At 70.4% G+C, this 22,955-nt stretch carries 23 protein-coding genes; 9 read left to right on the top strand and 14 right to left on the bottom strand.

Annotation, left to right across the window (positions count from 1 at the left end):
* Nucleotides 1–61: 61 nt before the first annotated feature.
* Genes ABNG04_RS02775 through ABNG04_RS02790 form a run of 4 tightly spaced genes read left to right on the top strand, consistent with a single transcriptional unit; the run spans nt 62 to nt 4,263 of the window.
* Nucleotides 62–1,183: a branched-chain amino acid ABC transporter permease gene (locus tag ABNG04_RS02775; protein WP_371159843.1), complete on the top strand. Its 1,122-nt coding sequence runs from the start codon at nt 62–64 to the stop codon at nt 1,181–1,183.
* Nucleotides 1,180–2,514, top strand: a complete 1,335-nt coding sequence (locus ABNG04_RS02780; protein WP_371159845.1) for a branched-chain amino acid ABC transporter permease — start codon at nt 1,180–1,182, stop codon at nt 2,512–2,514. Before ABNG04_RS02775 ends, ABNG04_RS02780 begins: the two co-directional genes overlap by 4 nt.
* Nucleotides 2,507–3,418 (top strand): ABC transporter ATP-binding protein, encoded by a 912-nt coding sequence (locus tag ABNG04_RS02785; protein WP_371159847.1) that lies wholly within the window; start codon nt 2,507–2,509, stop codon nt 3,416–3,418. The genes ABNG04_RS02780 and ABNG04_RS02785 overlap by 8 nt, the downstream gene beginning before the upstream one ends.
* Nucleotides 3,415–4,263, top strand: a complete 849-nt coding sequence (locus ABNG04_RS02790; RefSeq protein ID WP_371159849.1) for an ABC transporter ATP-binding protein — start codon at nt 3,415–3,417, stop codon at nt 4,261–4,263. The genes ABNG04_RS02785 and ABNG04_RS02790 overlap by 4 nt, the downstream gene beginning before the upstream one ends.
* A gap of 69 nt (nt 4,264–4,332) precedes the next feature.
* On the opposite strand, the gene ABNG04_RS02795 is transcribed toward ABNG04_RS02790, so the two are convergent.
* Both ABNG04_RS02795 and ABNG04_RS02800 read right to left on the bottom strand, forming a co-directional pair.
* Nucleotides 4,333–5,736 carry an ABC transporter substrate-binding protein gene (locus ABNG04_RS02795; protein WP_371159851.1) on the bottom strand — a complete coding sequence of 468 codons (1,404 nt, stop codon included), beginning with the start codon at nt 5,734–5,736 and terminating at the stop codon, nt 4,333–4,335.
* Between the two features lie 206 nt (nt 5,737–5,942).
* Complete coding sequence (locus tag ABNG04_RS02800) at nt 5,943–7,601, bottom strand: gamma-glutamyltransferase family protein (RefSeq protein ID WP_371159852.1); 1,659 nt, start codon at nt 7,599–7,601, stop codon at nt 5,943–5,945.
* Between the two features lie 148 nt (nt 7,602–7,749).
* Here ABNG04_RS02800 and ABNG04_RS02805 point away from each other — a divergent pair, with 148 nt between their 5' ends.
* Entirely contained in the window at nt 7,750–8,409 is a 660-nt protein-coding gene (locus ABNG04_RS02805; protein ID WP_371159854.1) for an SDR family oxidoreductase, read from the top strand.
* A gap of 86 nt (nt 8,410–8,495) precedes the next feature.
* On the opposite strand, the gene ABNG04_RS02810 is transcribed toward ABNG04_RS02805, so the two are convergent.
* The 4 genes from ABNG04_RS02810 to ABNG04_RS02825 all read right to left on the bottom strand — a co-directional run bounded on the left by ABNG04_RS02810 (nt 8,496) and on the right by ABNG04_RS02825 (nt 11,223).
* A complete protein-coding gene (locus tag ABNG04_RS02810; RefSeq protein ID WP_371159856.1) occupies nt 8,496–8,801 on the bottom strand; it encodes a putative quinol monooxygenase in 306 nt (101 codons plus the stop codon).
* A gap of 94 nt (nt 8,802–8,895) precedes the next feature.
* Nucleotides 8,896–9,099 (bottom strand): hypothetical protein, encoded by a 204-nt coding sequence (locus ABNG04_RS02815; protein ID WP_371159858.1) that lies wholly within the window; start codon nt 9,097–9,099, stop codon nt 8,896–8,898.
* Nucleotides 9,100–9,229: 130 nt separating this feature from the next.
* On the bottom strand, nt 9,230–10,033 hold the full coding sequence (locus ABNG04_RS02820; RefSeq protein WP_371159860.1) for a response regulator: 804 nt from the start codon (nt 10,031–10,033) through the stop codon (nt 9,230–9,232).
* 239 nt (nt 10,034–10,272) lie between these two features.
* Nucleotides 10,273–11,223, bottom strand: a complete 951-nt coding sequence (locus tag ABNG04_RS02825; protein ID WP_371159862.1) for a glycosyltransferase family 2 protein — start codon at nt 11,221–11,223, stop codon at nt 10,273–10,275.
* 205 nt (nt 11,224–11,428) lie between these two features.
* Between ABNG04_RS02825 and ABNG04_RS02830 the strand changes: the two genes are divergently transcribed.
* Entirely contained in the window at nt 11,429–11,761 is a 333-nt protein-coding gene (locus ABNG04_RS02830; protein WP_371159864.1) for a hypothetical protein, read from the top strand.
* 66 nt (nt 11,762–11,827) lie between these two features.
* Here the strand turns inward: ABNG04_RS02830 and ABNG04_RS02835 are convergent, their stop codons facing one another.
* Nucleotides 11,828–12,484, bottom strand: coding sequence for an HVO_0476 family zinc finger protein (locus tag ABNG04_RS02835; protein ID WP_371159866.1), 657 nt, complete (start codon nt 12,482–12,484; stop codon nt 11,828–11,830).
* A gap of 129 nt (nt 12,485–12,613) precedes the next feature.
* On the opposite strand from ABNG04_RS02835, the gene prs reads away from it, so the two are divergent.
* Complete coding sequence (prs, locus tag ABNG04_RS02840) at nt 12,614–13,468, top strand: ribose-phosphate diphosphokinase (RefSeq protein ID WP_371159868.1); 855 nt, start codon at nt 12,614–12,616, stop codon at nt 13,466–13,468.
* A gap of 9 nt (nt 13,469–13,477) precedes the next feature.
* Here prs and ABNG04_RS02845 read toward each other — a convergent pair whose 3' ends face one another.
* The 6 genes from ABNG04_RS02845 to ABNG04_RS02870 form a co-directional block, all read right to left on the bottom strand.
* A complete protein-coding gene (locus ABNG04_RS02845) occupies nt 13,478–14,110 on the bottom strand; it encodes a maltose acetyltransferase domain-containing protein (protein ID WP_371159870.1) in 633 nt (210 codons plus the stop codon).
* A gap of 90 nt (nt 14,111–14,200) precedes the next feature.
* On the bottom strand, nt 14,201–15,334 hold the full coding sequence (locus ABNG04_RS02850) for an ATP-NAD kinase family protein (protein WP_371159872.1): 1,134 nt from the start codon (nt 15,332–15,334) through the stop codon (nt 14,201–14,203).
* A 540-nt stretch (nt 15,335–15,874) separates the two neighbouring features.
* Complete coding sequence (locus tag ABNG04_RS02855) at nt 15,875–16,606, bottom strand: competence/damage-inducible protein A (RefSeq protein ID WP_371159873.1); 732 nt, start codon at nt 16,604–16,606, stop codon at nt 15,875–15,877.
* A gap of 78 nt (nt 16,607–16,684) precedes the next feature.
* Nucleotides 16,685–17,464: a DUF5803 family protein gene (locus ABNG04_RS02860; RefSeq protein ID WP_371159875.1), complete on the bottom strand. Its 780-nt coding sequence runs from the start codon at nt 17,462–17,464 to the stop codon at nt 16,685–16,687.
* 13 nt (nt 17,465–17,477) lie between these two features.
* Nucleotides 17,478–18,176 (bottom strand): DUF2110 family protein, encoded by a 699-nt coding sequence (locus tag ABNG04_RS02865; protein ID WP_371159877.1) that lies wholly within the window; start codon nt 18,174–18,176, stop codon nt 17,478–17,480.
* Nucleotides 18,176–18,700 carry a transcription factor gene (locus tag ABNG04_RS02870; RefSeq protein ID WP_297885684.1) on the bottom strand — a complete coding sequence of 175 codons (525 nt, stop codon included), beginning with the start codon at nt 18,698–18,700 and terminating at the stop codon, nt 18,176–18,178. The genes ABNG04_RS02865 and ABNG04_RS02870 overlap by 1 nt, the downstream gene beginning before the upstream one ends.
* A 149-nt stretch (nt 18,701–18,849) precedes the next feature.
* Between ABNG04_RS02870 and ABNG04_RS02875 the strand changes: the two genes are divergently transcribed.
* Complete coding sequence (locus tag ABNG04_RS02875) at nt 18,850–19,815, top strand: hypothetical protein (protein ID WP_371159880.1); 966 nt, start codon at nt 18,850–18,852, stop codon at nt 19,813–19,815.
* Nucleotides 19,816–19,843: 28 nt separating this feature from the next.
* Here the strand turns inward: ABNG04_RS02875 and ABNG04_RS02880 are convergent, their stop codons facing one another.
* Nucleotides 19,844–21,373, bottom strand: a complete 1,530-nt coding sequence (locus ABNG04_RS02880) for a PAS domain-containing protein (RefSeq protein ID WP_371159882.1) — start codon at nt 21,371–21,373, stop codon at nt 19,844–19,846.
* Nucleotides 21,374–21,446: 73 nt separating this feature from the next.
* On the opposite strand from ABNG04_RS02880, the gene ABNG04_RS02885 reads away from it, so the two are divergent.
* Nucleotides 21,447–22,937, top strand: a complete 1,491-nt coding sequence (locus ABNG04_RS02885) for an ATPase domain-containing protein (protein ID WP_371159884.1) — start codon at nt 21,447–21,449, stop codon at nt 22,935–22,937.
* Nucleotides 22,938–22,955: the final 18 nt, after the last annotated feature.

Here is a 22,955-nt window from a genome sequence, read left to right on the forward strand (position 1 = left end):
TTGTCCGAACAGCGAGTTATTTACCTCTCGGTGACTCACCCTGCGTCAGTGACACGCACACATGGGAACAACTGACTCGTCGATCGTCGACTCGGCGCGGGCCCGGCCGGGGCTTCTCTTCGTCGTCCTCCTCGGCGGCCTGCTCCTCGTCGACCTCGCGGCGAAACTCGCGGGCGTCGGCCTCGGTCCGATCGGGGGGTCCCTCTCGGTCGACCGGCTCGGTTCGAACCTCTGGAACGGCATCGTCATCGGCCTCGTGATCGGGCTCGCCGGCATCGGGCTCTCGATGACGTACAGCATCCTCTCGTTCGCGAACTTCTCGCATGGCGACCTCGTCAGCGTGGGCGCGTTCTCCGGCTGGGGTATCGCCTTCCTGATCGCCGGCTTCGGCGACATCCCGGCCCGCGCGCTCCTGACGGTCCGCGACGCCGGGAGCGCCTCGCCGGGCGACATCGGCGCGCACATCCTCACGACGCCGGGCGCGATCCTCGTCGGGCTGCTCGCGTCGTTCGTCGTCACCGCGATCCTCGCGGTGGCGCTCGACCGCGCGTTCTACAAGCCGATGCGGGACCGCGACGGGATCTCCCTGCTCATCGCCTCCATCGGCGCGGCGCTCATCGTCCGCTACCTGCTCCAGTTCGGCTACGGGTCCGACCGGCGTGGGATAACCGCCAGCGTCGAGGCGTCGAACCTGGCGTTCGGCCCGCTCGGGCTCTCCGTGAACGCGCACGAGCTCACCATCCTCGTGGCCGCGGTCGGCCTGATGCTCGCGATGCACGGCATGCTCCAGCACACGAAGCTCGGCACCGCGATGCGGGCGATGGCCGACAACAAGGACCTCGCGCTCATCACCGGTATCCCAGCCGAGCGCGTCGTCACCGCCACGTGGATCATCGGCGGCGGGCTCGCGGGGGCCTCGGGGTACCTCTACGTCCTCCTCCGCGGGACGATCCAGTTCGACTTCGGCTGGCTCCTCCTGCTCCTCATCTTCGCGGCCGTGATCCTCGGCGGGATCGGGTCGGTGTACGGCGCCATCGTCGGCGGCCTCGTCATCGGCATCGTGTTCACCACCTCGACGATCTGGATCCCGTCCGACTTCAACCAGGCCGCGGCGTTTGCCGTGATGATCCTGATGCTCCTCTTGCGCCCAGAGGGGCTGTTCAAGGGGGTGTCGACGGCATGAGCGACGCCGACGTCCCGGGCGGGCCGCAGGGCTCGTCCGACGCGCCGGGGAGCGCCACCGCGGCGGTGGTCGAGGCCGCCCGCGAGAGCGACCTCGGGCTCGTGGCCGGCACGCTGCTCGCGGTGTACGCCGCCGCGACGCTGCTGACGTTCTCCGACGGGCTCAACAGCGTCGTCGGCCTCTTGGAGACGCTGACGTTCCTCGGGCTCGTCTACGCGCTCACCGCGCTCGCGCTGAACCTCCAGTGGGGGTACACCGGGCTGTTCAACATCGGCGTCGCCGGCTTCATGGCCGTCAGCGTGTACACCATGGGGATGGTCGTGCGGTCGCCGGACCCCGCCTTCGGCCCGCCCGGGCTGGGCCTCCCGCTCCCGGTCGGGATCCTCGCCGGGATGGGGGTGGCGGGGCTGCTCGGCGCCGTCGCCGCCCTGCCGGCGCTGCGGCTCAAGGCGGACTACCTCGCGATCGTGACGCTGGGGCTCTCCGAGATCGTCCGCCTGTCGCTCCAGTCGAGCACCTTCGACAACTTCCTGCGCGACACGATCGGCGCCGGGACCGGCGGTGGTCGCGGGATGGGGATGCCGGACAACCCGGTCCGCGACCTGTTCCTCGTCGACGGACAGGCGGGGTCCCCGACCGCGTTCGGCGACCTCGTCTTCGGGGTCTTCGGGACCGACGGCCTCGGGATCGCGCACCCGATCCTCATCGGGTGGGGGTACATCGCCGTGCTCGGCGGCTTCCTCGTCGGGTTCTACCTCCTCCTCGAACGCCTCGGGCGGTCGCCGTTCGGCCGGGTGATGAAGGCGATCCGCGAGGACGAGCTCGTCGCCGACTCGCTCGGCAAGGACGTGAACCTCGTGAAGATCAAGGTGTTCGTCATCGGCTGCGCGCTGATGGGGCTCGCCGGGATCCTCTGGTTCGGCAGCCAGGGCAACGTCTCGCCGACGCCGCAGTTCCGGCCGCTCTTAACCTTCTACGTGTTCATCGCGGTGATCATCGGCGGCTCCGGCTCGAACACCGGCTCCGTCCTTGGCGGCATCGTCTTCGCCGCGGTGCTGTTCGAGGGGCCCCGGCGCGTGGGCGCGACGGTCCGGGGGCTCATCGACGCGCAGACGCCGGCGTCGTTCGCCGACGCCGTCGCGTCGCTGGACCCGGTGACGTTCCTCGCGTACGCGACCGACAACATCGCGCCGCTCCAGTTCGTCTTCCTCGGCATCGTCCTGGTGTTCATCATCCACCGGCGGCCTGACGGGATCCTCGGCGACCGGATCGAGACGGCCGCGGCCGTCGACCTCTCCGAGCGGCCCGCCGGAGGTGACGCCGATGAGTAGCGACGCGCCCGACCCGACCGACGGCGTCGCGGCTGACGCGGTCTCCGCCGCGGAGGCCACGGACGCCGACCCGGAGACGAACGACAGCGCGGTCGAGGAGGCGGCGAAACGCGTCCCGTCGGGGTCCCCCTCGGGGGCACCTCCGCTCCGCGTGGAGGGGCTCGTGAAGCGGTTCGGCGGCGTCACCGCCGTCGACGGGGCCTCATTCGAGGTGGAGTCCGGGTCGCTGACCGGCCTGATCGGACCGAACGGCGCCGGGAAGTCGACGACGTTCAACTGTATCACCGGCGTCCACGAGCCGACCGCCGGGTCGGTGTACTTCGAGGGCGAGGACATCACCGGGCTCAGGCCCCATCGGATCGCGCGACAGGGGCTGGTCCGCACGTTCCAGATCGCCCGGGAGCTCGCCGAGATGACCGTTCTGGAGAATCTCATGCTCGCGCCGCAGGGGCAGATCGGCGAGTCCGCGATCCGCGCGGTCACGCCCGGGCTCCGCGGCGCGGTCGTCGACGAGGAGACCGACCTCCGCCAGCGGGCGTGGGAGACGCTGGAGTTCTTCGAGATCGATCACCTCGCGCACGAACACGCGGGGAACCTCTCCGGCGGCCAGCGGAAGCTGCTGGAGATGGCCCGTGCGCTGATGACCGACCCCGAGATGGTGCTGCTCGACGAGCCGCTCGCCGGGGTCAACCCCACGCTGGAGGAGAAGCTCCTCGACCGGATCCACGAGCTGCGCGCCGACGGCTACACGTTCCTGCTGGTCGAGCACGACATGGACATCATCATGGAGAACTGCGAACACGTCATCGTCATGCATCAGGGCAGCGTTCTCGCCGAGGGGACCGGCGACGAGATACGGAACGACGAGCGGGTCATCGAGGCGTACCTGGGTGAGGACCTATGACGACCGACGCCGCGGCGGACGACGCGGACCCGACCGACTCCGGCGAGACGGGAGCGACCCCCGCCAACGAGACTGGGTCGGCCGCCGCCGACGGAACCGACGCGGCCGCCACCGCCGGCACCGACCACGCGATCGGCGGCGACGCGATCCTGCGGCTCCGCGACCTCGACGCCGGGTACGGCGACCTCCAGATCCTCTCCGACGTCGTCCTCGACGTGGCAGACGAGGAGTACGTGACCATCGTCGGCCCCAACGGGGCCGGCAAGTCGACCGTGATGAAGACCGTCTTCGGGCTCACGACGCACATGGACGGCACCGTCGAGTTCGAGGGGCGGTCGATCCAGGGGCTCGCGCCCGAGCAGATCATCCGCGAGGGGATTGGCTTCGTCCCGCAGAACGACAACGTATTCCCCGGACTCAGCGTCCGCGAAAACCTCGAGATGGGCGCGTACATCCTTGACGAGGTGCCCGAAGACCAGATCGAGACGATCTACGACCGGTTCCCGATCCTCCGGGAGCGCAGCGACCAGAAGGCCGGGACCCTCTCGGGCGGCCAGCGGCAGATGGTCGCGATGGGGCGGGCGCTCATGCTCGACCCCGACCTCCTCCTGCTCGACGAGCCCTCGGCCGGCCTCGCGCCCGACCTCGTCTCCGACATGTTCGACCGGATCGACCGGATCAACGAGGGCGGGACGGCGGTGCTGATGGTCGAGCAGAACGCGAAGGAGGCGCTGCGCCGCTGCGACCGCGGCTACGTGCTGGTGAACGGCGAGAACCGTTACACGGACCGCGGCGACGTGCTGCTCAGCGACGAGGACGTGCGGCGCGACTTCCTCGGTGGATAGCGGGGCGGTGCCTCGCGAACGGCGGTACCGACCTCGAAAAAACCGGTTCGGCGGCGGTTGGACGACTCGTTACTGATTCAGCACGCTCGACCACTGGCTGGTGTACGTCGCCTGATTCGGCTCGAAGGAGACGCGCTGGTCTATCGTCCCGTCGCGCTCCTGGAAGGCGTTGACGTACGATTCCTCCAACGACTGGCCGTAGGCGTCGTTGAGGTACAGCGTCCCGGAGCTCGACGCGCCGACCGTGTCGCTGACGGCGAGGTCGGCCATTGCGGGCCCCTGGAGCAGGTCGGAGGGCGCGGTCCGGAAGATGTAGTCGTTGTCATCTAAGTCGGTCACGTTCGGGTCGGTCGACGACGGCGAGATGCCGACGACGCCGTTGGGAATGAACACCTGCTCGGAGACCTGGAGGTTGACGTTCGACGACGCCGGGCCGACGACCGCTCCGAAGCCGGCGTTGACGAGGGCGTTCGCGCCCGAGATGCCCGCCTGCGGGTCCGTCTGGGTGTCCTCCACGCGAGTCTCGACGTCGACGTTGATGCCCGCGTCGTTGACCTGCGTGGCCGCGAGCAGCGCGCCGTCGCGGATCGGGACGCCGAGCGGCCCGAGGTCACCGGTCTCCGGCATCAGTACGCCGATCCGGGCGGTGAAGGAGTCGACGCCGACCGGGTCCGCGGCCGTCGCGTTCTGGTCCTCGTCGGAGAGCTCGTTGCCGAACTCGACGGTGTCGAGGGTGACGAGATCGCCGTCTTGGAAGTCGATGATGTCGTACGCGGCGGTGGAGATGTCCCCGTTGACGTCGAAGTTGACGCTGGAGGACGCGCCCACGTAGTGGACCGGGTCGCCGGCGGCGACCGTCTCGACGGCCTCGGGGAGGTCCGCGGGGCCGAACTCGTCGCCGCCGGGGTTAGCGACGGTCCGGACGCGGTCGCGGATAGCCTCGCCGCTGTTCTCGCCGGCCGCGGTCGCCGCGAGGATCTGAACCGCCATCGCGTCGTACGCCTGCGCGGTGAACACGCCGGGCGCTTCGCCGTACTCCTCCTCGTACGCCGAGGTGAAGAACTCCGCGCCGGGACCGCCCGCCGAGGGCGCGGTGCCGATGACGTTGTTCATATCGTTGTCGACCTCGCCGGGGAGGTCGCCGTCGATGAGCCCGTCGGGAACGATGATGTCCAGGTCCGGCGCGCTGTCTGCGAACTCCGTGTAGAAGTCGCGGAACAGCTGGATGCCCGACTGCGGGAAGCCGACGACCATCACGGCGTCCGGGATGTTGTTCTGATCGCCGCCGTCGGAGCCGTCGTCGCCGTCCATTCCATCGCCACCGTCGGAGCCGTCGTCGCCGTCCATTCCGTCGTCGCCGCCGTCGGAGCCGTCGCCGCCGTCGCCGCTCTCCGTCGAGCAGCCGGCGAGCCCCGCGATGCCGACCGCGCCGGCACCCTTGAGTACGTCGCGTCGCTGGATTCTTCGCTTCATCCTGTGAGCGTATACCATACGAGCCATTATAAGTGTATCCACGACCACAAATACGACGGCCGCCGAATTCGACGGACCGGACAGGGTTCGTCGGTGCGAAATGCGCTCTATCGACCGTCGGCCGAACCGTCCTCGCGCGACGATCCGAGCTTATGCGCGTCCGCTGATAGGAACTCGCTTGGCGTCGCGAGCGTGATCGCCCGGTCTCAGTACCCTTGCGCGTTGCCGTCCTTCCGCGGCTCGGTGGCGGCCGAGAGGACGCCGTCGCGGCTGCGGGCTATCTGCGCCCCGCCGAACATCACCGGCGAGAGCGTCCGCACGTTGTGGTCCTTCCGGACGAGCTTGGCCGCGGCGTCGTCGTCGAAGTGCGGTTCGAGCGCCAGCTCGCCGCTCTCGCGGTAGCGCCACCGCGGCTCGTCGAGCGCGCGCTGGAGTGGCATGTCGTAGTCGACGAGGTTCGAGATCACCTGGACGTGGCCCTGCGGCTGCATGTACCCGCCCATCACGCCGAACGCCGCCCAGTCGTCCTCATCGAACCGGACGACGCCCGGGATGAGCGTGTGAAAGGGGCGTTTGCCCGGTTCGAGGGCGTTCGGGTGGTCCGGGTCGAGCGAGAAGGACGCGCCGCGGTTCTGTAGCGCGATGCCGGTGTCGCCGGCGACGAGCCCCGACCCGAAGCCGGCGAACCGCGAGTTGATGTAGGAGACGACGTTCCCGGCGTCGTCGGCGACCGTGAGTAGCACGGTGTCGGCGTCCTCCGCGTTCGCGTTCGGTACGCCGAAAGAGACGTCGTGCGAGGCGGTCGCGCCGATCTCGGCGGCGCGCTCAGTCGCCCACTTCGCCGACGCGAGCGGCGGGACCTCCTCGTACTCGGGGTCGGTGATGTAGCGGTGACCGTCGTGGAAGGCGCGCTTCAATGCCTCCGCGAAGTAGTGGACGCGCTCGGGGGAGTCGTAGTCGTACTCGCCCGCGCCCAGCTCGGCCGCGATGTTGAGCGCCTCCAGGGCGATGAGCCCTTGGTTGTTCGGCGGTAGCTCGTACACCTCGGCCCCGTTGTACGTGGTCGACACCGGGTCGGGCCACTCGACCTCGAAGCCGGCGAGGTCGTCGACGGTCATGAACCCGCCCTGCGACTGGACCTCGTCGGCGATCGCCTCGGCGATCTCGCCCTCGTACACGACGTCGGCCCCCTCCTCGGCGATCTTCTCCATCGACTCGCCGAGCCGCGGGAGCGTCACCGTCTGGCCGACGGCCGGCGGCTCGTCGTCGAACAGGAACGCCTCGCGGGCGTGGTCGTCGGTGAACAGCGCGTCGGCGCTCGCCCAGTAGGAGGCGATGACCTCCGACACCGGGTAGCCCTCGGTCGCGTAGCGGATCGCCGGGGCGAGCGCGTCGGCGAGCGTCAGCCGCCCCAGTTCCTCGACGGTCGCCTCCCAGCCGCGGGCCGTCCCGGGCACCGTGACCGCGTGGGGCCCGTAGAACGGCATCCCGGCCTCGCCGGCGTCGTCGACCGCGTAGCCGCCGTCGTCGGGGTAGTACGAGTCCGCGTTCTCGTCGTCGGCGAGCGCCCCGCGGACGTTCTCGATCGTCGCGTCCGCCGGCGCGCCGCCGCACGAGCGCATCGCGCCGACCTCGCCGTCGGCGGTCCGGTACAGCGCGAACACGTCGCCGCCGAGCCCGGTCGAGGTGGGCTCGACGACGTTGAGCGCGGCCGCGGTCGCCACGGCGGCGTCGAACGCGTTCCCCCCGTCGCGCAACACCTCGATCCCCGCCTGGCTCGCGAGCGGCTGGCTGGTCGCCACCACGCCTCGCTCCCCGTACACGGTCGACCGCCGCGAGGTGAACCGATCTAAGTCTGGCTCCATGGTCTCTTGTCCGGCGCGCGGGAGGATAAACCACCGACCGGATGTGTTCGGTATCGACGCCGCCACACCGATTCGGCGGCGGCGCGGGTTCGACGGCGCCCGAGGGGCCGGGAAAACAGCTACCAGTGTCCGCGGCCTACGACTGTCGATGGGACGCACGGTCGTTCTCGGGGGCGTCGGGCCCACGCTGGGCGAGTCGCTGGCCAGAGGGTTCGCGCGCGACGGCGACAGCGTCGCCCTGTGGGCGCGGACCAACGGTTTCACCGAGCCGCTGGCGACCGACCTCCGGGCCGAAACCGACGGGGACGCGCTCGCCGTCGAGGTGGACGTGACCGACCCGGACGCGGTTGAGGCCGGGGCCGAGGCCGTTCGCGAGGCGTTCGGGCCCGTCGACGTGTACGTACACAACACCCCCGTTTCCGGCTGGGCGGGGCCAGCGGACGATCCGGAGGCGCTCGCGACGATGCTCGACACCGTCGGCTACGGGTTCGCGCTCGTCGTGGACGAACTCCTCTCGGACCTCCGCGGCGGCGGAACGGTGATCCACAACACCGGTGACGCGGTCAAGTGGATCTCTAGGCGGATGGCCGAACAACTCGCTCCGGAGGGCGTTCACGTCGTCCACGCCTTCATCGACGGTCGGATCGACGACGAGACGATCCCGGACGAGGTGCCCGAGTCGAAACGCGTCGACCCGGACCGGATCGCCGACGAGTTTCGCCGACTAGTCGAACAGGACAGGGACATCTGGACCTTCGACGTTGACTTCCGGCTGTGGGGCGACGACGCGTTCCGCACGCGGCGGTGAGTCGACGGTCGATCGGAGAGAATCGGTGAAAGACGCGGTTCCGCCAGCTTTGCCCTGTCTCGTTCGGGGGAACCGTTGTGTCCCGCTCAGGAGTGCTTCGCGGCCAGCACCTCGATCTCGTCGATCTGCGGGTCCTCGACGAGCAGTTCGTCGGCGCGGTCCAGCAGCTCCGCCGCGATCTCGCCGTCGAGGTGCGCCTGCCGGCCCGCCTCGTCGGGGAACGTGTCGAAGATGCCGAACGTGGTCTCGTCCAAGCGCAGCGCGAACCACGTCGTCGTCTGCTCCTCCGCCTCGGCCGCGGGGAGCGCACCTTCGAGGAACTCGGCCACCTCGTCGGCCTTCTTCGGCTTCGCTTCGAGCCGTGCCTGAAGCGCGTACTCGGAGTCGGACATTTCGGTCGAAACGAGGGCTGCGAGGCGTAAAATTGCCGTGGCACCGGGGATCCGGACGCGCGGCGAGCGTCGACTTCGGCGGCCCGTCGCTCCGTCACTCGTCGAACTCGGCGTCGTGCCGGACAAGCCCGCACTCCGGACACATCACCGTCGTCAGCTCCTTACGCTCGTTCATACCGAGCTTGCCGAGGAGCCCGGACCGCTTCTCGCCGGTCCTGACGTGGGCGTTCCACGCGTCACTCATGCTGAACTCGACCTCCTCCATCGTCACGCCGCAGTCGGGACAGCGGTGGTCCATGAGCGCGGGCTCGGGCGGCGACGTGAAAACGGTTCATCCGCTCGACGATCGGCGTCCACCACCGCCGGGGCAAGCGCCCGAGTCCGCGGCTCGACCCCAGTCTGCGGCGGCCGGGACGGACCCCGCGGACTCACCGCTCGCCGGCCTCGTCGTTCCGGTCCTCGGCTCCTGACGCGCGCACGTCGATCATCGCGCCGACCATCTCCACCGGCGCGTCGTCCTCGAACCGGACGATGGCCTGCGAGCGCACCGGCACGTACTCCCCGTCGGCGGTCCGCCAGCGGTACTCGTGCGCGAACTCGCCGTACTCCGCGTCCACGTCGTCGAACGCCGAGGGTTCGCCGGCCGCCTGGCGTTCGTTCAGCCCCCGTGCGACGTCGCGGTCGTCGGGGTGGACGCGTTCGAGCCACCACTCGAAGCCGTCCTCGCGGACGCCCGGCTGGTAGCCGAACTGCCGGATGCCGTCGCTGTACAGCGTCGCGCTCGTCGTCATGTCCCGGAGCCAGAAGGCGTCGGTCGCCGTGCGGGCGACGAGTTCATACGTCTCGCTCAGTTTCTCCGCTTCCCGAGTCGCCCGCGCCTTGTCGACGAGCGAGCGGACGCGATTCGCCAACACGGTGTACGTCGACCGCCCGGGCGCCTTCTGGACGTACGCGTCGACGCCGCTCTCGATTGCCTCCGCCGCGACGGCCTCGCTCCCCCGACCGGTGAACAGAATGAACGGTATCGAGTCGTCGACCGACCGGACGCGGCCGACGAGCTCCAACCCATCGATCTCCGGCATCTCGTAGTCGCTGATGATACAGTCCACTCGCTCCTCTTCCAGCCGGTCGGGGACGGCCGCCGGATCCGTCTCCGTCTTGACGGTGAGTGACTCGTCTTCCAGAGTGAGGCACTCCGCGGCGAGATCGACCAGACCGGAGTCGTCGTCCACGTGTATAACGTTCACTCCGTCAGATTCGGAGAACGGTAACTCCATGCTGGTATTCTATTCGATCTATGCGGTCTTCCCCGTAATGATGCTTATGTCTTTAAGCACTTCTTCTTTTGACACGACCGAGAAACGGGCACGCCAACGCACCGACCGGCGTCGTCCGACCGCCGGTACGCCCGTCGCCGATCACTTCTCGATCGTCGCGTCTCGGGGCCACTGCGGAGCGAGAGCGGGAGGCGTCACTCCGCGTCGCGGTCGAGGACTTCCACGTCGTACAGTCCCGTCCAGCGGTAGCGGCGGCCCTGCCAGTCGAACTCCGTCCGCGCGAGCCCGTAGGCGAGCATGGGGAGCGTCAGGACGTAGGCCGGGACGGCGAGCAGGAACGTCCACCGCCTGACCCCGAAGTAGGCGTACGCGAGGCCGGCGGCGGCCGTCACGAGCGGCACCGTCGCGAGCGGGGCCAGCAGCGTCCCGACCAGGACGGCGAGCTGTACCAGCGCGCCGAAGACCAGTCCGCCGGGATCGATGTACAGCGCTGTCCGCGTCCAGCGCACCTGTCGGTTGAGCGTCTCCTCGAGCGTCCCGGAGACCGGCATCTGTCGAACGAGGTCCGGGACGGACTCGATGCCCTCGATGCGGTCCGTGAGCAGGGCGTCGTCGCTGACGGTCCGCCGGAGGTCCGCGGCGTACTCGTCCACGTCGACCGCTTCGCGGCGAAACGCCATCATTCCGCCCCACGCGGTCGTGTCCAGCAGCGTCGTCAGCGCCGCGCCGATCGCGCCCGGCCCCTCCAGCGGCTTCAACAGCGGGCCCTCGCTGATCGGGATCGGAGCGGTCGAGATGACGTGATCGGGCGGCGCGTCGGTGAGGTGCCGCAGGACCCGCGGGAGCCACCCCGGCCCGTGCTCGAAGTCGGCGTCCGTACAGACGATGTGCTCGCCCGTCGCTCGTTCGAGGCCCGCGGCGAGCGCGTTACACTTCGCGGAGCAGCCCTCCGGTTCGCCGGCGACGACCACCTCAGCCGGCGTGCCCGCCGCGTCCTCGACCACCGGGTCGTCGGGCCCGTCGCACGCGAGAATGAACTCGTCGTCCCGCGCGACCTGTTCGACCAGTTCGTCGCAGGCCGTCGTCCACCGCCGGGTCGGGAGGACGACGCTCACGCTCCCGTCGACCGCGCTCCGGTCCGACATTCTCTATCTGTTGATACGGCCGGAGCTACATAGACGTCCGGCCGTCATCGGCGTGATGAATTCCCTCGCTCGCGGGCGACGGACGGAGACTCCGCCTCGCGGACGCGGGAGTAGAAGCCGGCCTCGGTACTCATAGGGCTCGTCGTCGCCGGGTGCCGAGTCCGGCTCGGAGCGGTGGTTCGTCATCGGCCGCTCGTCGGTAGTCATGCCAGCGAATAAAAGGATCCGGCCGCGCCGTCAGTGCGACGAGCCGGCGTACTCGTTCCAGCAGTCGGTTCCGTTCGCGATCCGTCGGGTGTCGGACGGGTCGAACGTCGCCGCCGCCTGCGCGACCGCCTCGGCGGCGGTCGGAAGGTCGTCGCTCGCGGTCGATTCCGTGGATGGATCCGATCGGTCGGTGGCCTGTTCGGTCGGCGTCGCCTCGCGCGTGCTCGGACCGCCGGGACCGGTCGTCCCCGCCGTCGAGCGTGCGTCAGTCGTGTACTACGGGCGGCACGCTAGGCGCAAGGCGCGTATCCTTCATAATTGTTTATGTTAGTATGAGGATCGCCGCGGAGCGTACCGGGGCCGCCGAAGGCGTCGAGACGCGGACCGGCGCTCGGCCCTACCAGGCCGACCACGCGGTGAGCGTCTCGTCGCGGGCGTACACCCGCTTGAGGTCCTTCGCGTAGGCGAGGTCGCCGGGGTGGTCGAGCTTCTCGTGCCGGTACTCGGGCGCGTCCTCGCGGATCTGGAGCCCCTCGATCGTGAACTCCTCCTCGCCGAACTCCACCGTCTCGTCGACGGTGAACTCGTAGTCGCCGGGGACGTTCACGCGCAGCGACCGGGTCTGGTCCGCGTCGCCGTCCTTCGGGTGGAGTGTGACGGGGACCGCGACGTTGTCGACCGCGCGGGTCCACAGCGTTTCCACGTCGGTGATGTCCGCCTCCTCGACGCGGTTCTCGGGGCCGAGTTCGATCCCCGTGATCCGCACCTGCATCAACGCCTCGTCGGTGTCGACGACGAACTCCTCGCCGGTGCCGACGTCGCCCTCGGCGGGCACGTCCATCGTCGTCGTGAAGGAGTCGCCGTCCTGCGAGACGACGATCGTCACGGCGACGGTCTCCTCCTCGGGGATCTCGGTCTTGTGGGTGTGGTCGCATTCGGTACAGCGCACGGTGGCCTGCCCGCCCGGGCTGAGGACCTCGTGGACGGTCGGCTCGGCGGGCGAACACGACGGGCAAGGGAGCCCGACGCGCGCGCCGGCTTCGGTGTCGCTCATTGGGCGGTCGTATCCGCCGCGCCCGTAAATATCCGCCCCTGTGCGGCCGGTGTGGGTCGCGCTCGCGTGGCGCTCGGCGGCCGGCGCGGTAAGGAAACTGGTTTACCGGAGTCCGCGGAACGGTCGCCCATGATCGTACCCGGGTCCAGCTCACAGCAGCTCGCGGCCGCGCTCGCGGCGGAGACGGGCCGGGCGCTCGCGACGCCGACATACGACCGGTTCCCGGACGGGGAACGGCTCGCGGCGGTGCCCGACTTCGACGACGACGAGGCCGTGATCGTCGCCACAACTGACTCCGACGAGGCGTGGGTCGAACTGCTCCAGCTCCAGGACGCCGTCCGGGAGGCCGGCGCGACGGACGTGACGACCGTGATCCCGTACATGGGCTACGCGCGGCAGGACGCGTCGTTCGGCGACGGCGAGCCGGTCTCCGCCCGCGCGATGGCGCGGGCCATCTCGACCGGCACAGACCGCGTCCGCCTCGTCAACCCCCACGAGGCGAGCGTCGCCGACTTCTTCGACGTCCCCGTCGGGGCGGTCGACGCCGCGGCCGCCCTCGCCGACCCGCTCCCGACGGACCTCGTCGACCCGCTCTTCCTCTCCCCGGACGAGGGGGCCATCGGCGTGGCCGCGACCGTCCGCGACGCGTACGGCGCCGGCGAGACGGACTTCTTCGAGAAACACCGCGACCGCGACACCGGCGCCGTCGCCGTGTCGCCCTCCGACGCGAGCGTCGCGGACCGGGACGTGGTCGTCGTCGACGACATCATCGCGACCGGGTCGACGATGAGCGAGTCGGTCGCCGTCCTCACTGACCGCGGCGCCGCCCGGGTGCTGACCGCCTGCGTCCACCCGGTGCTCGTGGCCAACGCGGTGACGAAGCTCCGCGCCGCCGGCGTCGACCGGATCGTCGGCAGCGACACCGTCGAGCGCGGCTGTAGCGTCGTCAGCGCCGCGCCCGCGCTGGCCGACGCGCTGGACTGACGCCGCCGACTACGGCCCGTCGCCTGGCGCCGCCGCTCCGTCTCTCTGCTCCCCGTCCCTCTCCTTCCTACCGCTCTCCTTCTCGTCGTCGCTGCGCCGGATCACCTCGGCTGGGTTGCCGCCGACCACCGTCCGGGCCGGCACGTCGTCGACCACGACGGCGCCGGCCGCGACGACCGCCCCATCGCCGACCGAGACCCCAGGCGCGATCACCGCTCGCCCGCCGATCCACACGTCGTCGCCTACGGTGACGGGGTCGCCGAACTCCCGACCGGCCGCGCGCTCCGCGGGGTCGATCGGGTGCGTCGCGGTGTAGACGTGGACGCCCGGCCCGAGCAGGCAGTTCTCGCCGAACACGACCGGCGCGACATCCAAGACGACGCAGCCGCAGTTCGCGAAGAAGTCGTCGCCGACTCCGACGTTGTACCCGTAGTCGCAGCGGAACGACGGGATGACGGTCGCGTCGTCGCCGACCTCGCCGAACAGTTTCCGGAGCAGGCGCTCGCGGCGTTCGGTCTCCGTCGGGGCGGTGTCGTTGTACCGGCGGCAGCGGTCCCGTGCCTCCTGGCGGTCGGCGACTAGCTCGGGCGCGGACGGGTCGTACGCTTCGCCGGCCAGCATCTGCTCCTTCTCGCATCCCATACGCTGCCCGACGCGGCGAGGCACAAAGGTGTGTCCGTGTCGGAGCCTTCAACCGTGATAGACCGGAAGAGGGCGTGCGAGGGTCGCGACTCAGACAATCTTCATCATCCGCGTCTCGAACTTCCCCACCCGGACGCGGACCCACCCTGCGAGCTCGGCGTCGAGGTCGGGGTCGTCGGTGTCGACGCGGAGCGCGCGCACGTCGTCGAGCTTCGCCCGCGAGGCGACGATCCGCAGGTCGCAGCGCCGGATCACGGCCGGCGATAGCTGCGGATTGCCACGGCCGAAGACGAACCCCTGCCCGCCGATGGGCGAGACGACGATCACGTTCTCCTCGCCGAGCGCGTCGAGGATCTCCGCCTCCGTCGCGTCCCGGACGACCAACCCCCCGTCGCGCCAGATGTCGACGCCGATCGGCGACGGCTCGAAGTCGAGCTCGTCTTTGATCGCGCCGACCGTCGAGCCCGGTCCGAGGACGAAGGTGACGCCCTCGCCGTCGCGCTCGCGGACGTCGGCCGCGACGCCCTCGGCGAGCGACTCGACGGTCCCGCTCGCGGTCTGTTTCGACGACTGGAGGTCGTCGGCGACGGGCACGTGCGCGACACCGCACAGCTCCGGGTGGACCTCCCCCTCGCGGTAGGCGTCCTCGTCGATATCCATCACCTCGCGGCGCTCGGTCCGCGAGAACGAGGCGGCGACCTCGGCGGCGTCCTCCGGCGACACCGCGAACACCGAGGAGTACACCTTCACGCCGGCCGGGACGCCGAGCATCGGCACCTCAGTGCCCTCCAGCGCCGTCGCCACGTCGGCGGCGGTCCCGTCGCCGCCGACGAAGAGGACGAGGTCGACGGAGTCTGTGGGGCCGGTCTCGTCGCCGTCGCCCGCCCCGTCGTCGTTCAGCCCCGCGAACGCCCGCACGGCCGCCGCGGTGTGGGCCGCGGTCGTCGCCGTCGAGTGGGGCGTCTCGCCACCGAACGGATCGACGACGCGGACCGGGTTGAACCCGGCGTCGCGGACGGTCGATTCGCCCATTGGGTCCGCGACCACGGAGACGGCGGTGTCGGGCGCGACCGCGGCCAGCCGGTCGAGCATCCGCCGCGCGCGGTCCGGTGCCCGCGGCTCCGCGCCGCGCTCGACCGCCTCCGCCACCTTGCCGTCGGTTCCCTTCAGTCCGACGCGGCCGCCCATCCCGGCGACCGGGTTCACCGCGATCCCCACGTGCATGTCAGACGTTCGCCGCGCCGGCCCCTTAAGCGAGACGCGTCCGCCCGCGGCGCGGCGGTTCCCGACGCCGGCGGCTCGGTGGGCTGATAAATAAAGGCCCGCAACAACGAGACACGGGACTCAACCGGTGTCACCCCATAGGAGTAAACGCCGATGGAACGAGCCCGCCATCGGTGACCTGCTCGTCTCGTCGGGACTGGATCCCTCCCGCGGTAGCTGCCGCACGCCCACGTCTTCCGGTCCCGCTTTTCCGTCCGCGTGACCCGACCGCGGCAGCGCGCCGGCCGTGCGAGAATCAACGCTTAAGACGCCCCCAGAAGAACTCCGAGATATGCTACTCGAAGCCGCCGTGACGGAGCCGCTGCCGATCAGCGCCACCGCGGGCGCGGTCCTGCTCGCGAGCCTCGCCCTCGTCGTCGTGTGGGTCGCGTACCTGTACCGCTGACCGGACCGGCGGGCGGCGACCGTCTGGCGGTCTCGTCTCCGACGTCCTCGGTCCGTTCCGCGACCGACTCCAACCCCTCCTCCGACCGACACCCCCTACTCGGCCTCGTCTCCCTCTTTCCCGGCTCCTTCGAACGCCTTCCCCTCGATTGCGTCGGTGTTCTCGCGGACCCACGCCGCGGCCCGCTCCGCCTCCGCCTCGCTCTCGGCGGTGATCTTCACGCTGACGACCTCGCCCGGGTAGGAGCCGACCCGCACGTCGAACCGCTCCCGGAGCGACGTGAACCGGTCGAGCAGCTCGCTCTCCGGCTCGTCGACGTCGACCGTGAGCACGTGGGTCAGCGTCCCCGCGAACTCGTCTTCGACCAGCTCGAACATCGCCTTCATCTCCCCCGGAACCCCGGGGAGGACGTAGACGGACTCGACGACCGCGCCGGGCGCGACCCCGGCTTCGTTCGGCAGCGGCCGGCAGTCGACGGGGAGGTGCGTCGTCTCCGCCGCGAGGTCGCCGCCGCTGTAGCCGCGCTCTGCGAGCCACGCCGCGGCCTCCTCGTTCTCTGCCAAGTCGCGGCCGAACGCGGCCGCAACCGCGTCCATCGTCACGTCGTCGTGCGTCGGCCCGAGGCCGCCGGTGACGATCACCGCGTCGTACTCGGCGTGGTACTCGTTGACGACGCGCGCGATCTCGGCGACCTCGTCCGGAAGGACGGTCACCCGCCGGACGTCGACCCCGCGGGCGTCGAGGCGGTCGCAGAGCCAAGTGGCGTTCGTGTTCTCGGTGTCGCCGACGAGGAGCTCGTCCCCGACGGTGACGACGGCGGCGTTCATACCCGACTCAAGCGGGGCGCGGTAGAAAAGGACCGCGCCGCGGGGCGACGTCCCGGCGACGGCGGCCGGTCGCGCCCGTCAGAGCAGCCCGTCGTCGTCGTCGTCGTCGTAGACGCCGAGGCCGAGGTCGCGCCGACGCTGCCGGAGTGCCTCGAGCTGACGGCGGAAGTAGAGCGTCCCGGCGACCGCGGCGACCGCGGCGACGATCAGGATGACGCCGAACACCACGAGGTCGCCCTCGCGGTAGGACTGGACGACGATCGACCCGCGCGTCACCTCGTCCCAGACGATCCGGTCGCGGTCGCCGACCGTCTCGACCGTGTGGTCGCGCGGCGACACGTGCCCGACGATCGGCACCTCGGTGCTGAACTCCGGCGGCAGCGTTACCGCGTACGATCCCTCGACGTAGGCGCGCATGCTGAACCGGCGGGGTGACCCGGCCCCGGAGAACGCCGCCTTCCCGCCGCGCATGTCGTCGGCGAAGCGGATCCACGTCTCGTCGGTCGTGCGCTCGATCTCGCCGCCGCGCTCGCGGAACTCGCTGCCGGTGATCACCTCGCCGTCGGGGTACTGGTAGCGGAACGACTCGAACTCCAGCGGTTGGTCGCCGGCGTACGGCGTCTGTCGGTACAGCCGGATCTCCTCCCGGTCGCCCACCGCGTACACGACGGTGTACGTCGCGTCGGTGGTGAGGTTGAACGCGGCGTCGCGGTTCGTGTCGAAGTCGTACGCGTGGGGCGGCTCGGCGTCGAGGGTCTCGTTGGTCACCTCGCCGCCGCCGGTCGCGTAGCCGAGACAGCCGGCGCTGACAGCGAGGAGCGCGACCGTCGCCACCGCGAGCGCGAAGCGTCTGTTCACGTGTGTCCTCCGTTCAAACGACGCAGCGCATCTCCGCCGGGAGGTACGATCCGATGGCCGCGAGCAGCCCCGGCGGGTCGGTCCCTTCCGCGCAGACGATACTCTGTTCCAACAGGCCGAGCCGGTCGACGGTGACGATGTCCTGCGCGTGGCCCGCGCGGTTCACCGTCGCGCGCGTCTCGCCGCGGGTCGCCGAGTTGACGTTCACCCGGCCGTCGCCGCGCTGCCAGTCGTACAGGCGGTCGCGCTCGGCGTCGGCCAGCCGGCTCTGGTCCGCGTCCGGGTCGCCGGGGTCGCCGCCGTAGACGAACCGCAGCGGGAGGTGCTGGACGAGGCCGAACCGCTCGACGACCTGCTCCGGCGAGCCGACGCCGAGCCCCAGCTCGTCGGCCGGGATGAACACGTCAACGCCGGCGTCGAGGGTGAACCCCACGTCGTCCCACGACTCGAGGGTACCGACGTACGTCTCGCCGGCTTCGAGGCCGCCGTCGTGGGCGACGATCTCCCCCCACGTCTCCGCGAGGACGTTGCGTGCGACCGGGGCGTCCTCGCCGCTCACGTCCACCTGGACGAACTCGTCGTCGTCGCGGACGCCGGCCTGCCAGTCGACGTCGAGCTCGCCGACGTCGTTGGCGACGAGCGAGTTCATGCCGTCGAGCGCGCGGTCGCGGGCGTCGCCCTCGACGTAGCACTTCGTTGCGAGGACGACCATCAGGCGGTCACGTCCGCGTTGAGCTCGTCGCGCAGCTCCGCGATGCGCTGGTCCATCGCCTCGCGGAGCCGGTCGTTGTCCATCGCCTCCAGCGGCGAGCCGCACTCGGGGCACTCGAAGCCGAAGTCCATCGCCTCGCCGAACTCGAAGCGGATGGAACACACCTCACAGAGGTAGAACTCGTGGGTGCGCTCGTACTCCTCGCGCTCTTCTAAGGCGTCGAGTAGCCGGTACATTTCCTCCTGGAGGTTCTCCGGGATGTTGTCGTAGTGGAACGTCCACAGGTACGTGAGCCACCCGGAGTCCTCGTCGCGGACGCGGCGGTACGTCGCCAGGTCGTTCTCGTACAGGATGAACAGCGCGCGCCGCACGTCGTTGAGCTCCAAGCCGAGCTCCTCGGCCAGCTCCTCGTCGGTGACCTCGCCGTCGGGCGGCGCGGCCGCGACCGGCATCCCCGTCGGCCCCACCAGCTCGTGGAGGTACTTCTGGATGACGGGGTCGTTCAGTAGATCCTCAAAAGCCATTACAGGAATCTGGTGGTGGAATCGGGTTAAAACCTCCGAAAGGCGCGGTCGCGACGCGTTCCGTTCGCCCGAAAATCCGGGCCGGACCCGCCCGCGATCGATCCGCGGGTCCGGCAGAGCTTTACGCGCCGTGGCTCACACTCGCCCGTATGACTGACTCGGTCGACGGCCGGGGGCGACGCGGGCTCGGCGCCCTCGCGCTCCTCGCGGTCCCGGCGGTGCTGGCGGCGGTCCCGCTGGTCCCGCTCGCCGCGCTGCTCGGTCCCGGCTGGCTCGGGCTCGTCCCGCTCGGCGCGCCGGGCGGACTGCTCGCGGCCGTCATCGTCGGCCCCGCGCTCTCCGCACTGCTCGGCCCCGTGCTCGTCGAGCGACGAATCGAGCGGCTCCCGAACGTCGACCTGGACGACCGCCGCGCCGACTTCGTCGCCGACCGCGTCGAGACGCTCGCGGCCGAGGTCGGCGTCGACGCGCCGGCGGTCACCGCGGTCCGCGTCGACGCCGCGAACGTCGCCGTCGCGGACGGCTACCGCGGCTCGCGGCTGGTGGTGTCGACGCGGCTGCTCTCGCTGCCGAAGGCCGACCGCGACGCCGCGCTGCGGCACGCGCTCGTCAGGCTCCGGTCGCGGCAGGCGCTGCTGGCGACCGCGACGCTTCCGGCGCTGGCGGCCGTCGAGACGGCGGCGCTGCTCGCGACCCTGCTCGTGGGACGCCGCGGGGACCGCACCGCCGCTGACCGCCGCGTCAACCGGATCCACGGGTACGAGCCGGACCGCGAGCGCGTTCCGTCGTGGGCGTACGCGGCAGCCGGCGTCCTGCTCTGGGCGGTGCTCCTGCTGGCGTGGGTCCCCGCGACAGTCGGGGACCGGCTCGGCGTGGCCGGGGGCCGCCGCGCCGCGGACGCCGTGGTCGCGCGCGGCGGAACCGAGCAGCGGACGGGGCTCGGAAACGCGGTCGCGTTCGCCAGCGACGCCGCCGGTGCCGGTGACTGGCCGCCGCTCCTCGACCGGCTCTCGCTCGTCTCGATGGCCGACGCCGAGACGGGTCGGGTCCGGGGGACGAGCCGGCAAGAGGCGCGGACGCGGCTCGCGCGGCTCCGCTCGAAGCGGACGCTGTAGGGCAGCTCTTCGGCCGACGCTGCTCCGGTCAGGGCTGTGCCGGGACCTCCAGCCGGATTACCGTCCCGTCTTCGCCCGTCTCGATGTCGAACTCACCGCCCGCCTTCGCGACGACCCAGTACATGAGCCAGATGCCGAGGCGGTCCGCGTGCGTTAGCGAGGTCTCGCCCGCCTCCAGCACCTGCGTCTCGTGGTCCGGGATCCCGGGGCCGTCGTCTTTGACCTCGATCGCGATCCACCCCTGCGGGCGGCGCTCGACGCTGACCTCGACCGAAGGCGTCGCTCTCTCGTTGTGTTTCACCGCGTTCTCGGCCGCCTCGGAGACGGCGACGGACAGGCCGACGGCCGTCGTCTCGATCGGTCCGTCGCCGGGCAGCGACAGGGTCACCTCCGCGTCCGGGTAGCGGCTGCGGAGCCGGTCTCTGAGCTCGACCAGCTCGTCGCGGAGGTCCATCGGGGCGTCGAGCTCGGACGCGGAGACCGTCTCGTCGACAGTCTGGACGGCGCTCGCGATCCCCGTGAGGTCCGCGGCCGTCTCGGCGATGACGTCCACCGACTCCCGCCGCGACTCCTCGTCGGGGTCGTCGCGGAGGAGGTCCGCGTACCCCTCGATGAGGTTCATCTTGTTCCGGAGGTTGTGGTTGAGCACCCTGGCCATCACCTCCAGCCGTCGCTCCCGGATCTTCCGTTCCGTGATATCCGACTGGAACCCAACGTAGCCCGTCACCTCGCCCGCCGTGTCGCGCAGCGGCGCGATGGAGAGCCGGTTCCAGAACTTCTGGCCGTTCGCCCGGTAGTTGAGGATGTCGACCTCGACCGGCCGGTCCTCGTCAAGCGCCCGCCGTATCCTCGCCCGGGACTCGTCACCCGTGTCCGGCCCCTGGAGGAACCGGCAGTCCTCACCGAGCACCTCGTCGCCGTAGCCGGTCAGCTCCTCGAACTGCTCGTTGTGGTATATCAGGGGGTTGTTGTCGTCGCCCGCCCGAGCGAGGGTGATCCCCACCGGCGCCTCGTCCATCGCCTGCTCCTTGCGCCGCAGGTCCCCGACGGTCTGCCGGAACCGGAGCGACGTCCGCCGCCGCTCGATCAGGTTCGAGACGCGCGTCACGAGCGCGCGGCGTCCGACCGGGAGCTCGACGACGTCGTCGACGCGCTCCCACGCGGCGTGGCCGAGATCGGCCCGCGACCCCGTGCTCACCAGCAACACGAACGGGAGGAACGTGGGGTCGGCGCGCTCGCGTCGGACGTCGACCGCGTCCGCGGCGGCCTCGAAGGCCCCGGCGTCGAGGAGACAGCAGTCGAACTCGCCCGCCAGCGCGTCCGGTGACTCGGCCGTCCGGACCGCGTACCGCTCGGACAGCGCTTCGGACAGGAGCCCACGGTCGCGGTCGGCGTCCATCAGGAGGAGGACCGTCTCGCGGTCGCGGTCGGGCGCTCGGTCGATTGGGGAGGCGGTGTCGTCGTCCGCGGCGCGGTCCGCGGGCGCGTCCCCGTCGGGACGGCCCGCGGCCTCGTCGCCGTCGCCCACCCCGGAGCCCGGGTCCGACTTCGAGTCCATCTCACCGTAGCTGAGGCGGGGAGCCACTAAGAACTACCCCATATATATCACGGTCGGGGTCGAGTAGCAGAGTATGACACCGTCGCTATCCGAGCGGGCGTCGACCGGCGTCGCCGGCCTCGACGAGGTACTGTTGGGGGGACTCGTTCCGACGCGGAGCTACATGGTCCGCGGCCAGGCCGGGAGCGGGAAGACGATCCTGGGGTTTCACTTCCTCCAGCAGGGCGTCGACGAGGGGGAGACGGCTCTGTTCATCAATCTCGAGGAGGACCTCCGCGACCTGAAGTCGAACGCGGCCGCGCTGGGGTTCGACGCGGACGCGATCGAGTTCCTCGACCTGAGCCCGGGCGCGGACGCCTTCGTCGAGGACGAGTCGTACGAGGTGTTCGCGCCCTCGGAGGTTGAGCGCGAGCCCCTGACCGATCGGATCGTTGAGGGTGTGACGACGGTCGACCCCGACCGGGTGGTGGTCGACCCACTGACGCAGCTCCGGTTCCTCCTCTCCGACGACTACCAGTTCCGGAAGCAGGTGGTCGGGTTCATGCGGTTCCTGAAAGACAGGGGGGCGACGGTGCTTTTCACCGTCCAGAACACGGACTCGCTGCCGACCGACGACCTCGAGTTCATCACGGACGGGACGATCCGGCTCAATGCGGGAGCGTACGGGAAGACGGTCAGCGTCCCGAAGTTCCGCGGCTCGGCGACGCAGAGCGGCGACCACGCCTACCGGATCACCGACGCGGGAATGTCGGTGTTCCCTGCGCTCCAGCCTGGGACGCGCGATGAGGAACTCGCGTTCGAGCAGGTCTCGTCGGGGATCCCCGAGATCGACGAGCTGCTCCACGGCGGGATCGAGCGCGGCACGGTCACCATCGTGAGCGGCCCGACTGGCGTCGGGAAGACGACCCTCAGCACGCAGTTCATGAAGGAGGCGGCGGGACGCGGGGAACGCTCCGTGATCTACCTGTTCGAGGAGAACCGGGAGACGTTCCTCGCCCGCTCGCGGGCCGTCAACATCCCGGTCGACGAGATGCTGGCGAAGGGGACGCTCCAGGTGACGGAGGTGGAGGCGTTAGAGCGGTCGCCGCAGGAGTTCGCCCGGATGGTCCGCGACGAGGTCGAGGAGGAAGAGGCCGACATCGTCATGATCGACGGCATCTCTGGGTACCGGCTGACGCTGCGCGGCGAGAGGGAGCAGATGCTCCAGCAGATGCACGCGCTCGGCCGCTACCTCAAGAACGCGGGCGTCACCGGCGTCTTCGTCGACGAGACGCGGAACGTCACCGGAGAGTTCCACGCGACGATGGAGAACATCAGCTACCTCGCCGACAACATCGTCTTCCTCCGGCACTTGGAGGTCGACGGCGAGCTCCGCAAGGCGATCGGCGTGTTGAAGAAGCGGACGAGCGACTTCGAGCGGACGATCCGCGAGTTCAAGATCACGGAACACGGGATCAGCGTCGGCGAGCCGATGTCTGGCCTCCGCGGCATCCTGAGCGGGACGCCGGAGGTCGTCGAGCGCGACGCGGACGGAGCAGCGAGCCCGGACGACGCGGACGAGTAGCGCGGGCTCGCCGCAGCG

This window comes from Halorubrum miltondacostae, assembly GCF_041379815.1.
In the GTDB taxonomy this organism is placed as follows: domain Archaea; phylum Halobacteriota; class Halobacteria; order Halobacteriales; family Haloferacaceae; genus Halorubrum; species Halorubrum miltondacostae.

Coding starts and splice junctions, on each gene's coding strand:
- ABNG04_RS02800 (WP_371159852.1), bottom strand. CDS start 7,601: ATGGAGCCAGACTTAGATCGGTTCACCTCGCGGCGGTCGACCGTGTAC.
- ABNG04_RS02865 (WP_371159877.1), bottom strand. CDS start 18,176: ATGGTCGTCCTCGCAACGAAGTGCTACGTCGAGGGCGACGCCCGCGAC.
- ABNG04_RS02785 (WP_371159847.1), top strand. CDS start 2,507: ATGAGTAGCGACGCGCCCGACCCGACCGACGGCGTCGCGGCTGACGCG.
- ABNG04_RS02810 (WP_371159856.1), bottom strand. CDS start 8,801: ATGTCCGACTCCGAGTACGCGCTTCAGGCACGGCTCGAAGCGAAGCCG.
- ABNG04_RS02880 (WP_371159882.1), bottom strand. CDS start 21,373: ATGGACTCGAAGTCGGACCCGGGCTCCGGGGTGGGCGACGGCGACGAG.
- ABNG04_RS02830 (WP_371159864.1), top strand. CDS start 11,429: ATGCCAGCGAATAAAAGGATCCGGCCGCGCCGTCAGTGCGACGAGCCG.
- ABNG04_RS02815 (WP_371159858.1), bottom strand. CDS start 9,099: ATGGACCACCGCTGTCCCGACTGCGGCGTGACGATGGAGGAGGTCGAG.
- prs (WP_371159868.1), top strand. CDS start 12,614: ATGATCGTACCCGGGTCCAGCTCACAGCAGCTCGCGGCCGCGCTCGCG.
- ABNG04_RS02825 (WP_371159862.1), bottom strand. CDS start 11,223: ATGTCGGACCGGAGCGCGGTCGACGGGAGCGTGAGCGTCGTCCTCCCG.
- ABNG04_RS02795 (WP_371159851.1), bottom strand. CDS start 5,736: ATGAAGCGAAGAATCCAGCGACGCGACGTACTCAAGGGTGCCGGCGCG.
- ABNG04_RS02870 (WP_297885684.1), bottom strand. CDS start 18,700: ATGGCTTTTGAGGATCTACTGAACGACCCCGTCATCCAGAAGTACCTC.
- ABNG04_RS02790 (WP_371159849.1), top strand. CDS start 3,415: ATGACGACCGACGCCGCGGCGGACGACGCGGACCCGACCGACTCCGGC.
- ABNG04_RS02850 (WP_371159872.1), bottom strand. CDS start 15,334: ATGCACGTGGGGATCGCGGTGAACCCGGTCGCCGGGATGGGCGGCCGC.
- ABNG04_RS02885 (WP_371159884.1), top strand. CDS start 21,447: ATGACACCGTCGCTATCCGAGCGGGCGTCGACCGGCGTCGCCGGCCTC.
- ABNG04_RS02875 (WP_371159880.1), top strand. CDS start 18,850: ATGACTGACTCGGTCGACGGCCGGGGGCGACGCGGGCTCGGCGCCCTC.
- ABNG04_RS02835 (WP_371159866.1), bottom strand. CDS start 12,484: ATGAGCGACACCGAAGCCGGCGCGCGCGTCGGGCTCCCTTGCCCGTCG.
- ABNG04_RS02805 (WP_371159854.1), top strand. CDS start 7,750: ATGGGACGCACGGTCGTTCTCGGGGGCGTCGGGCCCACGCTGGGCGAG.
- ABNG04_RS02780 (WP_371159845.1), top strand. CDS start 1,180: ATGAGCGACGCCGACGTCCCGGGCGGGCCGCAGGGCTCGTCCGACGCG.
- ABNG04_RS02845 (WP_371159870.1), bottom strand. CDS start 14,110: ATGGGATGCGAGAAGGAGCAGATGCTGGCCGGCGAAGCGTACGACCCG.
- ABNG04_RS02775 (WP_371159843.1), top strand. CDS start 62: ATGGGAACAACTGACTCGTCGATCGTCGACTCGGCGCGGGCCCGGCCG.
- ABNG04_RS02855 (WP_371159873.1), bottom strand. CDS start 16,606: ATGAACGCCGCCGTCGTCACCGTCGGGGACGAGCTCCTCGTCGGCGAC.